Source organism: Faecalimicrobium dakarense, assembly GCF_000499525.1.
In the GTDB taxonomy this organism is placed as follows: domain Bacteria; phylum Bacillota; class Clostridia; order Peptostreptococcales; family Peptostreptococcaceae; genus Faecalimicrobium; species Faecalimicrobium dakarense.
This window is the reverse complement of record NZ_HG529265.1, coordinates 1-13,376: the sequence shown is the minus strand read 5'-3', so window position 1 is coordinate 13,376 and position 13,376 is coordinate 1. Positions and strand designations below refer to the sequence as shown.

Sequence of the window (13,376 nt, the reverse complement as noted above, 5' to 3'; positions counted from 1 at the left end):
TTGTATAAAATATTGTATTTATTACACTCTAATTCAAATAAATCTCTTAATTTTTTTAGATCTAATAGATTCGTACTCATATCTATCTCCATAAATTTCAATATATCTTTTTACTGTATCGTTAGAAAATATAGTGATTAATTTATCGTAGTAATATTCTCTTTGATTTTGTCTAAGTGTTACTCCCATTCCATAAGAAAAAATAAATTTAGCTCCACATTCATAAGCTTTTCTTACTATATTTTTTATATTCTCTTCACTGTCATTTATAAATGGTAGTATAGGCATTAATAGTATTCCAGTAAATATATCATTTTCGCTTAACTTTTCTATTGCTTCAAAGCGCTTCGATGAAGTAACAACATGTGGTTCAATTTGCTTGCATAGATTGTCATCATAAGTTGTAATAGTAATCTTCACTAAAACAGGTGAATGTTTTTGAATTTCTTTTAATATATCTATGTCTCTTGTAATTAAATTACTTTTAGTTGCAATTGATACTCCAAATTTGTAATCATTTATAAGCTTTAAGGCTTCTCTAGTAAGCATATATTTTGCTTCAAATGGATTATAAGGATCACTCATTGCTCCTGTTCCTATGACGCCTTTTTTTCTTTTGCCTTTTAATTCTTTTTTAATCATTTCTATTGAGTTTTCTTTAATTCTCACTCTATCGAAATCTATTATTTGATAACAACTACTTCGTGAATCACAATAAATACATCCATGAGGACATCCTTTATATATATTCATATTATAATTTATAGAAAACCAAGAATTATTTTCTATATAATTAGAAATTATAGATTTTGCTTTTATATATTCCAATTTACTATCCTCCACTTTTTATGTATTGTAATTTTTATTGTGTTTATTAGCTTAATTTATATAAATATCATACTTAATTTATCTTAACATAAAAAGTAAAAATTTGTTCTTTAGCTATTAATAATATCTGATTTAATATCTTCTGTCCCTGAAATTGTAAATATAATAGATATAACTCCACATACCATCATAAGCATAGGATAAATCATATAAGGTACAATAGAAAATGGAGATACTCCTGCAAGAGATGAGGCAACTAATAGTTGCCCTCCATATGGTATTATTCCTTGAAATGCACTAGAAAATATATCTAATAAACTGGCACTTTTCCTAGGATCAATATCAAATTCTTCAGAAATCTCTTTTGCAATAGGCCCTACCATAATTATAGATATAGTATTATTAGCCGTACAAATATCTGCTAAACTAACAAGAGCTGCTATTCCAAATTCTGCACCTTTTTTATTTTTTATTTTACTTTTAGTGAACGAAAGTAACCACTCTATACCTCCATTTACCTTTATAAGTTCCACTAATCCTCCTATAACTATTGATATCATAGCTAAATTTTGCATATCTACCATACCTTCAAAACTTACTTCAAATATTCCCCATATATTAAATGATCCAGTTATAATTCCAATTAACCCACTAATTAATATTCCACTAGTTAAAACTACAAAAACATTTACACCTAGTAATGCCAGTAACAAAACTAAAATATATGGAATTATTTTTATTAAAGAATAAGATGTATCTCCACTTATATTTCCACTTCCCAAACCTATAACTATAAATATAATAGTTGTTAATATTGCTGCTGGAAGTACTATTTTAAAGTTAGTTTTAAACTTATCTTTCATATTACAATTTTGAGTATTAGCTGCTGCTATAGTTGTATCCGATATCATCGATAAATTATCTCCAAACATAGCTCCACCGATTATAGCTCCTAAGCAAAGTGTTAATCCTATTGAAGTTTTATCTGAAATCCCTATAGCAATAGGTACAAGAGCTACTACTGTTCCTGTTGATGTTCCCATAGATGTTGATACAAAACATGCTACTAAAAACATTCCTACTACTAAAAGGTTTGGCGGCAGTATTGATAGCCCAAAATTAACTGTTGATTCTACTCCTCCCATAGATTTTGTGACTGATCCAAATGCACCTGCTAATAAAAATATTACACACATTAACATAACATTAGAATTTCCTGCTCCCTTAGCAAATACCTCTAGTTTTGTATTTAGATCTCTTTAATTATCGATTAATATTGCTACCCCAACTGATATAAAAAATCCAACCAAAATAGGCATTTTTGAAAAATCTCCAGTTATTAATGCTGCTGATACAAATAATAGTATAAATACTACTAACGGTGCTAATGCTACTGGATTTCCACTTATTTTTTTACTCATGCAATACCCCCTATTATATTTTTTAGATTCTAATAAAAAAAAGCTTAAGTATAAACTTAAGCTTTTTAGCGAATTTATACTTATCTATCAGCTTTATGCTGCAGGATTTAGCACCATTGCATATTTGATATGCTGGTTGCCGGGTTTCAAAGGGCCAGTCCCTCCACCTCTCTAAATAAGTTTATTTATTTGTTATAGTATCCTAATAAATATAAGGTGTCAATTGTAAAAAATAAATGCTATATAATATTTATTTTTTACAATATTTAAAACTTTATGTAACTAATATATTACCCACTATATATCCATACTATTTAATATTTCTTTAAGAGATTTTAATTCCTCAGCTGTAAAAGTTAATCCTTTGCCCATCTTCTCGTGTTCTTCGTCCCATTCTCTTATGTCATATTTAGCTTTATTATTATTCCAGCTAACTAAATTTAGTTCTTTTTTCCACCCTTTTGATGACTCTGAAATAACTCCATATTCATACTCTATATCAAATTTAATATTTGCCATATTTATCTCTCCTTTTATCATTTATACTTAGTTTGTGTTTTGAGCTGCTAATTTATATTGGTTTTCTCCTATTTTTTCAATATCAACTATAACAAACTTATCTTTAATCCAATTATCGCTAGACTTGATTCCATTTCCAGTTGTAAAGTAGTCAACATATCCATCAACTGACTGTATATCATAGTTCATGCTAACTCTAAAATCTCCATTATCTAAGTCACTTTTAAAAGTAACATTTTTAATCTTATAATTTTTTAATATATTAATATATTCTCCGGATTCTACTTTAATATTTCCATAATCATATATTAAAAGAGCTTCGAATAATGTTTTAGCTATCTCTGTTTTATCAGTCTCTGAAGTTTCTATTATACTTGTATGATTTCCTACTTTTAAACGCCCTTCGCCTACATTATCATAACTTTCCTTACTTAATACATCCTTCCACAATTTCAAATCTTGTGGTAATTTTCTTAAATCAGTTTTTATAACTTCTTCTATTTGACCTCTATTATAAGTGTATATAATACCATGTTCTTCCCCTAGCCTTATATTAACTATATCAAGATTATCAACTAATGATAATAATATAACTGAGTTAGTATAAAGTAAATTAGTTATATTATTTTCTTTATATTCATTACCTAATTTATAATTAACAGTAATTTCATAAGGTTGTTTTTTAGTTTGTAAACTAAAACCATCCTTTGAAGTATTTCCCGGCAAATACTCTAGTATATTTGAAATCTTAGTAGAGTCACCTATCTTAGTTCCCTTATACTTTGACAACTCTTTTAAATCAATGCTACTTTCTCTTTTTATATCTTTATTAACTTTAATATTCAAATTCTCTTTAGACTCACAACCTACTAGACCTATCGCGCTTGATATTATCATAATTGAAATAATTATACTAGCTATTTTCTTCATCCATTGTCTCCTTCTCGTCTATGTATGTAATATACTTCTTAATTGTTCTACTAAATTAAATCCTCAATTTTTTATATATTTAATTATACCATTATCTTTTTGAGTTATTAACATTAAGTTGGCTTTTCTATTACTTATATATTTTTACAGCTAAATTCTATTTTAACCAATCTACTTAATACTATAGATAAATTTCATATATCTTACAAATTTGATATGTATGAAAGTATAGCCTCTATAAATAAAAAAATCAATATTATCAGCATTATTGTAACTTTATCTTCATATTATTACTAGACTTAACAAAAACTCTTAATTTACATCATATTTATAAATAAAAAAAGAAGGACTAGTCCTTCTTTTTTATTTTATAACTTTTTACTAACGTTACTTTTGAATCATCTAATCCATTTATTATAAAATCAAATTCATCTAAGCTTTCATATTGACTCACATCAAAAGTCATCGAAACATAATCTTTTCCGTTTTTATTTTCCATCCATCCTGGTCTTTCAGTTGTGTATTCTTTGCCATTTTTATCTACTAGTTTTGCATTTAAAATTATAAGTTCATCTATTGGTTCATTAACCGTAAAATCTATCTTTATTCCAGTTGCAAATCCTTTTGCTTCAATTATTTCTACTTTTTCGTTTTTATCTTTAGCTACATAGCTTACTTCTTCATTATTTGTAATAAAATCATCAAAATCTAATTTTAAGTCCCAATTTCCTTCTAAGTTTGATATCATATTAGTTTGTATTCTAAGTCCTTTTATATCTCCTAGTAAACCTTGCGATGAAGTAAATACACATCCAAAATATACTTCATTTTCATTTAATTTGCTTATATCTATATCTTCATCTCCACCTGAAGTCAACCAATATTCATTTCCATCTTCATCAGTTAATGGTGGAGACATTATGCCATCTTTTCCATACGTTTGAAGTATTCTTCCTTTATCATCAGTTATAGTAAAATGATTCATTATACTTTTATTTTCAGTCTCTGGATTTTTGAACTTTTTTAATTCATTTGCATCCTTTGCACTTAACTTGAATCTAATATTTATAATAGTCGGATCTGCTACTAAGTCTACTACTTCTAACCTTATTCCATCACTTTTACTAAATACCCCTTCCACCTTTTGTTCATATCCATTTTCTTTTGCACTTTTGACTCCGTTATATCTTCCTTCAAATAATACTTTGTTAATGCCCGCTAATACTGGCTTACCGAAACTTAAACCTCCTATAACAACCATTGCTACTGCAGCAGCTGCTGTTTTTTATTTATATATTTTTCTTAGCTTTTATATTTTCTTTTTCCATATTTTTTATCATATTAAATGCATCCTCTTTTTTATTTATTATGCTTTGTGGTATATATTCTTCTTTATTTAAGTTTTCTTTTATTAATTTATCTAAATCATTATGCATTTATCATCTCTCCTTCTTTATTATTTAGCAAAAAATTTTTAAGCTGTTTTTTCCCTCTAGAAATTCTAGATTTTATTGTGTTTTCATTTTCATTTAAAATTTCACTTATTTCTCTAGAATTAAATCCTTCGACATAATATAGATTAAGTGCTAATTTATAATCATCACTTAATTTTACAAAAGCTTCATCAAATTCTAATTTATCATGCGTTTTATCACTGTATCCTTCTTCTTTATAACTTTCTATAAAGATAATATTTTGATTATTTCTTATAATATCATTACATTTGTTTATTAAAATTCTTGTAAGCCAAGTTTTGAAATATGTAGCTTGTTTTAGAGTATGAACACTTTTATAAGCTGCTATTATCGTTTCTTGTATGGCATCCCCTATATCTTCTTCATTATGAAGTATTGCCTTTGCAGTTTTATACATAGAAATTTCATGTTTATTTATCAGACTTATAAAAGCTTCACTATCTCCTTTCATTGCTTTTTTTATTAAAAATTCCATCTTATCCTCCATTTTTTATCTTTTACAATCATTAGACGTTAATTTTTTTTAATTAGTTGCATCTATTATCAATTTTTTAATTTAATAAAAAATAGTAGTTACTAAAAAGTAACTACTATTTTAACATGTTTTTTATTCTTATTTAATTTTTAATATAATATCCATCAATTTCGCTAGTTATATTCTTTATACTAACTCCCAAGAATCACTACTTCCTGGTATTTCTCCTTTTGTCCACCATTTAGCTACATATTCTTTTCCATTATATATAACTTTATCACCTGCTAAATATGCTTTTTCTGGGTCATATGTATCTTCAATTTTTCTTTTACTGTAATTACTCTTTTAACCGTTATTTCTATTCCTTTGCTATTTACAACCTTATAAGTCAACTCATAATCTCCAACTTTATTTGTATCTACTTTCCCTGCAATTTCAATCTTAGAAGTTAAATCCCCATCTTCTTTATCATTTGCAGTTACACCTTCTAAAGCATCAAATTTTTCTCCTAAGAATAAATCTTTATTATTTGCTCCTTTTATTACAGGAGCATTTTCATCTGGGCTAGGTACTTCTACATTACTGTCTCCTACTGGATTCATTCCATTGAAAGTTACATTTCTTACATCTGAGAAACATAGACCTATCATACCTTGAAGTATTGTACTTTCACCAGGATCTAAATTTTGCCATGCAGGTGATGTTATTGTTATATTAGTAAAATCTCCATTATCCTTTTGTGTAACTGTTCCACCCCAAGGTGATTTAAATACTGCTGATTTCGGTAAATCAAAGCTTAATTCCCATCCACCCTTTATAGTTTCATCAGTATAGTTTGTTACATTAAATTCATATGTATAATTTGGATGGTCGTAGTTACCATTTTGCTTTACACCAACTTTTATTGGCTGTAAATCTTTATTTCCTTCTTCTGTTTCCTTAGCTGGACCCATTTTATCTAAGCCTTCACTTAATTTCTTTGTTAATGTATCTCCATATGTATATTTACCTTCATTAATATTTGTTGAACCTTCTACATAATTAGGATTTTTTCCATAGTCTCCGTCCATAACCCATATTAAAGCTCCACCTAAGTTCTTCTCTTCTATATATTTTAATCTTTCATCTATCGATTGTTCATTCTCAAAAGTTAAAAATACTTTTTCATCATTTTGCCATATATATGGTACCTTCCCTACATCATCCCAATGAATTTTAAGATTAGGATCTTGTTCCATTAAGTTTAATACATGCCATAGAGGATTTGCACCTGCTGGTACTTGATTACCATTTGCATCATAATCTCCCCATAAGTTATATTTACCTGTTGCTGGAGTTTTACTTGTTCCATGTAATCCTGTTCTATTTCCACCATTTACATTTTCCCATCCTCTTGTATAGTATGGTATTCCCATTAATATTTTTTCAGGTGGTAATATTCCTCTATAATATCTATATGACCAGTCCATACCAAGAACAGGCATCATCATATTAGCAGTTTCTTTATCTTCTGGGTCTGGATATATATTTGCTTGATTTTCAACAAATTCATTCCATCCACCATGATAGTCATACGACATTATACTTAAGAAATCTAATGATTTAGCATATTCATGCGAATCTACTCCACCTAATACCCAAGATGAAGCACTTACTGCAGCTGTTAAAAGATAATCTTTCCCATCTTCTTTACCTGCTTTATCTATAGCTTGTCTTAATTTTTTCATCATTACATTATATCTAGCGTTTATAGTTTTTCTTCTTGGCTCTGACACATCAAAATCTTCAGGATTACCTGACTGACTTGTTGATGATGGGAATTCAAAATCTATATCTACTCCATCAAATCCATAATCTCTTATAAACTTCACACAAGATTCAACAAATGTATCTATCCCATCGTCTGTATCCATCATTGTATAAAATCCTCTAGATCCTGCCCATCCACCAACTGACATTAATAATTTTACATCACTAAATTCCTTTTTCATTACTTGTAATAAATTAAAATGACCTTTGTATGGTAAGCTTTCATCTAATTTAACTGGCTTTCCGTTATGACTTAAATTCATTCCCTTAAAATCTTCTTCTGTTGCAGCAAATTTATCTCCAAAATCAATCTTATTCGTTTCAGGATTTACCATTGCAAAAGAATATTGTATATGAGTTAATGAGTCCCATTGTAAATCTGTAACATTAAAATAGTTATGCTCCTCGCTTTTATATGCCCATTCTGGAAAATACCCAACTATTTTTCTTTCTAAATCTGTACTTGATTCTATACTAGTTTTTATAGAGTCCTTTTCTTTTGTTGTATAAGCAAATGTTGTCGATGAAGCTATTGTGGTCATGGTAAATATACCTAATGTAACCGCAGATATAGCGTTCCTCAGCTTTTTATTAATTTTCATTTTTAATTTATCCCCCTTTTTATAGAAATACTAATCAATACACTTCCCCAAAGTGTATATATATTTATTTTAAACATATATACATTTAATCCTTTATTTTTTATTATTTTTTACAAATTATTCTAAGTAGCTTTAATTACAATAAAAAAGAGATATATTAAAATAAGTTTAATATATCTCTTTTACTAAATTGTATTTTTATTAGGCTTTTTTATTTATTGGCTTTTTAAATATTCCAAGAAGTAACATTCCAACTACTGAACCTGCTATTATTGCTATTAAGTAACCAACTGGATTTGATACAACCGGTATTACAAATATTCCACCATGTGGTGCACGAAGACCTACATTAAATATCATACTTAAAGCTCCTGCAATTCCTGAACCTACAATACATGCTGGTAATACATGAAGTGGATCTGCTGCTGCAAATGGTATTGCACCTTCTGTTATGAAAGATAGTCCCATAACATAATTTACTTTTCCTGATTCTCTTTCTTCTTTTGTAAATCTATTTTTAAAGAATGTTGTAGCTAAGCCTATTGCAAGCGGTGGAACCATACCTCCTGCCATAACTGCTGCCATTATTTCATATTGTCCGGACTCAAGTGATGCTAAACCAAATACATAAGCTGCCTTATTTATTGGACCACCCATATCTGCTGCCATCATAGCTGCAACTAATATTCCAAGAAGTACTTTTGAACTAGTACCTAAACTCATTAAGAAGTTTTGTATTGCTGTATTTATTGCTGCAACTGGAGGCATTATTATAAATGTCATTATTACTGCCATTATAAGAGTTCCAAATAATGGGAATAGCAGTACTGGCTTAATTCCATCAAGTGATTGTGGTAAACCTGAGAATAACTTTTTAAGCCCTAATACTAAGTATCCTGCTATAAAACCTGCAAGTAAAGCACCCAAAAATCCTGCTCCACCATCTCTTGAAATAACTCCACCAACAAAACCAACAACCATAGCTGGTCTATCAGCTATTGAGTAAGCAATATATCCTGCAAGTATTGGTAGCATAAAACTAAATGCGATGTCTCCTATACCCTTTAAGTATGCTGCCACTGGAGTATTTGATCCAAAGTTAGAACCACCTACTTGACCTAACACAGTATCTATTAAAAATGCAAGCGCTATTAGTATACCACCAGCTACAACGAATGGTAACATATTAGATACACCATTCATTAAATGCTTGTATACTTTTCTAAAAGTTGTCTCATCTTCATCAAAACTAGAATCAGAACTTACCGAACCACTATGGTTATAAATTGGTGCATCACCTTTTGATGCTCGCTCGATTAGTTCATCAGCTTTGTGTATTCCATTGGCAACTTTAGTTATTATAACCCTTTTACCATTAAATCTTGCCATTTCAACATTTTTATCAGCTGCTACTATTATACACTCTGCATGTTCTATCTCTTCAGCTGTTAAAATATTTTTAGCTCCTGCTGAACCATTTGTCTCTACTTTTATAGAAACACCTTTTTTCTCACCCATTTTATTTAAACTTTCTGCTGCCATAAAAGTATGAGCAATCCCTGTTGGACAAGCTGTAACTGCAAGTATCTTTGGGTAACCTGATTCTTTAGACACTACTTCTTCAGCATACTCATCAGCAAATTTTTCTCTTTCTTTATCATCTATTAATTTAATAAATTCATCTACTGAAGATGCATTTATTAAATTATTTCTAAATTCTTCATCCATAAGTATAGTGGATAATCTCGATAATACTTCTAAATGTGTATCATTGGCACCTTCTGGAGCAGCTATCATAAATATTAAATGTGATAAACTTCCATCAAAAGATTCATAATCAACTCCAACTTTAGAAACTGCAGCTGCAAGTGCTGCCTTTTTTACAGCTTTTGATTTAGCATGAGGTATTGCTACTCCTTCGCCTATTCCTGTTGTGCTTAAGTTTTCACGAGCTAGTATTGCTTCTTTGTATTCTTCTTTATTAGATAAGTTGTTTCCATTATTCATTAAATCAACCATAGTATCAATAGTTTTTAACTTACTTTCACCTGGCAAATCTAATTTAACACAACTTTTATTAATTAAGTCAGTTATTTTCATTATATTATTATCTCCTTTACTATAATTTCACTTAAAAGGCTTTCTATAAATTCTCTCGTAGCTAAGTCACTTGAAAATGCTGTTGCACTACCACAAGCTGTACCTAATTTTAAAGCTTCTTCATAACTGTTAGTACTTAAATATCCAGAAATGAATCCTGCTACCATTGAGTCTCCAGCTCCAACTGAGTTTATAACTTTTCCTTTTGCAACATTACTTATAAAGACTCTATTTTCTTCTGTAACTAGTATCGCTCCGTCCTTTCCCATAGATACTAATACATTTTTAGCTCCCATGTCTTTTAGCTTTCTAGCATAAAGAGCTACATCTTCATTTGATTTTAATTTTACATTAAACATTTCTTCTAATTCATGATTATTTGGCTTTATTAAAAATGGCTTGTGTTTTAATACATTTAAAAGTAAATCTTTAGTTGCATCAACTACTACCTTAACGTATTTATTTTCTAATCTTTTCATTATATTTTCATATAGATTTTCATTAAGAGTTTTAGGTATACTTCCCGATAAAACTAAAGCATCACCTTCATTTAATTTATCTATTTTTTCATATAGTTGATTTAACTTTTCATCATTTATATGAGGTCCTTGTCCATTTATCTCTGTTTCTTCATTACTTTTTATTTTTACATTTATTCTTGTAAATCCATTTTCTAAATCTATAAAGTCAGTTTCAAGACCTTTTTTATCAAGAGAATCTTTTATAAAAGCTCCACTAAATCCACTTATAAAACCTAGAGCTGTACTTTCATATCCTAACTCTTTAAGTACACCTGATACATTTATTCCTTTACCTCCAGGATATACATTTTCACTACTTATTCTATTTACACTTCCTACTTTTAAATTATCTAACATTATTACATAATCTATTGCAGGATTTAATGTCACTGTATAAATCATATGCTACACCTCTTTCTTAATCTTTAAGAAATATTATATTATTATAATACCTAGAAAACATTTTCCGTGAAAGTCAAAAAATTTCTCTTAATCAAAAGAGAAATTTATCTTTATTACTTAAACATATTTACAAACTTTTCGAAACTTCCATTTTCACATATGCTAACAACTTTTGCAATTGAATCTACTCTTTTGTATATAGTAGAAAATAATTCTTCATAATCTAAAATAGTTTCAGGGTTAACTGCTAGCATTATAACCAATCTTACTTTTGATAACTCCCAGTTTATTGGATTTTTAAGTATTCCTATTGCTATTTTATTATTATATATTGTTCCCTTTGCGCCATGTGGAATAGCTACCATATTTCCAATTTCAGTAGTTGCTATTTTCTCTCTTTCAAAGAATGAATCTTTCATATCATTATCTATATGACCTAGTTCTATTAATTTGTTTGACATAAAATCAATAACTTCTTCTTTATTTTTAAAGTCTAAGTTAGTAAAAAATAGTTCTTTGTCAAATATATTTTTAACATTAATATCTACATATATATTTTCTGTTTCTATATATTTTTCAATAATTTTAACCTCTTTATCACTTAAAAGTGGAGATATGTTTATAACTGGTATTGATTCAATGTCTATAGGAACTGTTGATATTATAAAATCCACTTCCATAGCATTTATATAATCGACTAAATAAGCAGGTATAATTTTTAAAATTTCAAGCTTTTCTCTAAATATATTTTCAAGCTTTGATTTTATAAGCATAGATGTTCCTATACCTGAGGTGCATACTATTATAGTTTTAAAAGTCTTTTTTTCATTCTTATATGATGCTCTTTCAAGTGCACCGCCTACATGTATAGCTATATTTGCTATTTCATTTTCATTTATTTCTATATCTAAATCTTTTTCTATAGTTTTTTTGGCTATTTTTGCTAATTCAAATGCAAATGGGTATTTTATTTTTATATCTAATGTCTTTATATCATAGCTTTCTATTCCTAGTTTTATCTTTTTATATAAACTATTTATATGATTGTATAAACAATCCTTAAATATCTCATCATCTTTTATATTAATAGATGTGGCTAACTTTAAATTTTCACAAAACTCATTTATAGCATTTTTTATTATATCTTTATTTTTATCATTATTTATTACTATATTTCTCTTATTTTTATAATCATTTATGTAATTTTTTATAAATTCTTCATTATTATAATTTCCTCTACTTAAATACAGTAATATATGATTAATTATATTTTTAAATTCTGTATCTAGTAATATTAGTTTCTCATTATTTAAGTTATTTAATACAATTTTTTTATTATAAATATATTGTTTTTTACTTCATCACTTAAAAATTCATTTAAATTAAGTTCATTATCAGATTTTATGCATAAATCTATTATGCACTTTATTATATTTTCCTCTATTCTCTCTATATATATTCCTTGCTTATGTTTTGTTAATACTTCAATGTTATATTTAGCTAATACTTTTTTAACTTCTTTTAAATCATTCTTAATAGTAGAAGTACTTACATACATAGAATCTGCTAAATCTTCAATCCTTATAGAATTGCTTTCCTTTGCACTTAGAATTAATAATGTTTTTATTATATAATGAACTCTATCTATATCATTATAAGAATCACTGTTAATATTTATATCATCAATGCTACCTTCTAACTTATATCCAACTCCTCTTATTGATAAAATCTGGGCATTTTTAAGTTCTTTATTTAATAATTTTATTTCACTTTGAATGGTTTTAGTAGAACATCCTATCTCTTGACTAAGAGCTATGCTACTTACTGGCTGATCTGAATTCAAAAGAATATTTATTATGTTTAATGCTCTTGAGTTAATATTTGTCATAATCAATTAAGCCCCTTCTAATTTTCTTTAATATCATCATTATATACCCTAAAATTTTATTTCTATTATAATACATTAGCATAAACTATACTTTAATAAAAAAATAGCCTAGAATTTTTTATTCTAGGCTATTTTTTAAACTTCAATACATAATTTTATCCTATTTTCATAGCTATAAACAAAACATTTTAAAATGCTTACCATGCTGTCTATTGTACCTTTAATATAAACTATTGATGAAGTTGTTATTATAGTTGATATTACTGAAACAAAAAAATTATAAATTTCTAACATTATAACATTCCTCCAACTATTTAAGCCTTTATATAGCTTATGACATAGTACTGTATTTATTTCTTCTTATAATTAACTTATATATTAATGTAATTAAGCTTAGTCCAATAAT

At 27.7% G+C, this 13,376-nt stretch carries 15 protein-coding genes, 1 pseudogene and 1 riboswitch; all 16 genes and pseudogenes read right to left on the bottom strand.

Going from position 1 to position 13,376, the window contains the following annotated elements:
- Positions 1–33 precede the first annotated feature (33 nt).
- Positions 34–828 (bottom strand): SPL family radical SAM protein, encoded by a 795-nt coding sequence (locus BN899_RS04175; protein WP_330362443.1) that lies wholly within the window; start codon positions 826–828, stop codon positions 34–36.
- 110 nt (positions 829–938) lie between these two features.
- Positions 939–2,030 (bottom strand): Na+/H+ antiporter NhaC family protein, encoded by a 1,092-nt coding sequence (locus BN899_RS04170; protein WP_330362442.1) that lies wholly within the window; start codon positions 2,028–2,030, stop codon positions 939–941.
- Between the two features lie 57 nt (positions 2,031–2,087).
- Positions 2,088–2,249, bottom strand: a complete 162-nt coding sequence (locus BN899_RS20355) for a hypothetical protein (RefSeq protein ID WP_330362441.1) — start codon at positions 2,247–2,249, stop codon at positions 2,088–2,090.
- A 77-nt stretch (positions 2,250–2,326) separates the two neighbouring features.
- A riboswitch (SAM riboswitch) is annotated at positions 2,327–2,431 on the bottom strand.
- 115 nt (positions 2,432–2,546) lie between these two features.
- Positions 2,547–2,768, bottom strand: coding sequence for a YdbC family protein (locus BN899_RS04165; RefSeq protein WP_042273224.1), 222 nt, complete (start codon positions 2,766–2,768; stop codon positions 2,547–2,549).
- Positions 2,769–2,795: 27 nt separating this feature from the next.
- Positions 2,796–3,698, bottom strand: a complete 903-nt coding sequence (locus BN899_RS04160; protein WP_042273222.1) for a DUF4825 domain-containing protein — start codon at positions 3,696–3,698, stop codon at positions 2,796–2,798.
- 349 nt (positions 3,699–4,047) lie between these two features.
- The gene (locus tag BN899_RS04155; protein ID WP_042273219.1) at positions 4,048–4,959 is read right to left on the bottom strand and encodes a hypothetical protein; all 912 of its coding nucleotides are present in this window, start codon (positions 4,957–4,959) and stop codon (positions 4,048–4,050) included.
- A 28-nt stretch (positions 4,960–4,987) separates the two neighbouring features.
- Entirely contained in the window at positions 4,988–5,134 is a 147-nt protein-coding gene (locus BN899_RS18920) for a hypothetical protein (protein WP_154658878.1), read from the bottom strand.
- Entirely contained in the window at positions 5,127–5,648 is a 522-nt protein-coding gene (locus tag BN899_RS04150; RefSeq protein WP_042273218.1) for an RNA polymerase sigma factor, read from the bottom strand. Before BN899_RS04150 ends, BN899_RS18920 begins: the two co-directional genes overlap by 8 nt.
- Before the next feature lie 186 nt (positions 5,649–5,834).
- The gene (locus tag BN899_RS20930; protein WP_081712151.1) at positions 5,835–5,969 is read right to left on the bottom strand and encodes a carbohydrate-binding protein; all 135 of its coding nucleotides are present in this window, start codon (positions 5,967–5,969) and stop codon (positions 5,835–5,837) included.
- Positions 5,933–8,059, bottom strand: coding sequence for a glycosyl hydrolase family 18 protein (locus BN899_RS04145; RefSeq protein WP_161628734.1), 2,127 nt, complete (start codon positions 8,057–8,059; stop codon positions 5,933–5,935). The genes BN899_RS20930 and BN899_RS04145 overlap by 37 nt, the downstream gene beginning before the upstream one ends.
- 201 nt (positions 8,060–8,260) lie before the next feature.
- Positions 8,261–10,159, bottom strand: coding sequence for a PTS fructose transporter subunit IIABC (locus tag BN899_RS04140; RefSeq protein ID WP_042273216.1), 1,899 nt, complete (start codon positions 10,157–10,159; stop codon positions 8,261–8,263).
- Positions 10,159–11,082, bottom strand: coding sequence for a 1-phosphofructokinase (pfkB, locus tag BN899_RS04135; RefSeq protein WP_042273215.1), 924 nt, complete (start codon positions 11,080–11,082; stop codon positions 10,159–10,161). The genes BN899_RS04140 and pfkB overlap by 1 nt, the downstream gene beginning before the upstream one ends.
- Before the next feature lie 113 nt (positions 11,083–11,195).
- Positions 11,196–11,855: a PTS sugar transporter subunit IIA gene (locus BN899_RS19550; protein ID WP_242824070.1), complete on the bottom strand. Its 660-nt coding sequence runs from the start codon at positions 11,853–11,855 to the stop codon at positions 11,196–11,198.
- Positions 11,856–11,993: 138 nt separating this feature from the next.
- Positions 11,994–12,149: pseudogene (locus BN899_RS20760) on the bottom strand (PRD domain-containing protein); the annotation flags it as partial.
- Positions 12,150–12,400: 251 nt separating this feature from the next.
- Positions 12,401–12,970, bottom strand: a complete 570-nt coding sequence (locus BN899_RS19540) for an HTH domain-containing protein (RefSeq protein ID WP_242824069.1) — start codon at positions 12,968–12,970, stop codon at positions 12,401–12,403.
- A gap of 135 nt (positions 12,971–13,105) precedes the next feature.
- Positions 13,106–13,264, bottom strand: coding sequence for a hypothetical protein (locus BN899_RS18915; protein ID WP_154658877.1), 159 nt, complete (start codon positions 13,262–13,264; stop codon positions 13,106–13,108).
- Positions 13,265–13,376: the final 112 nt, after the last annotated feature.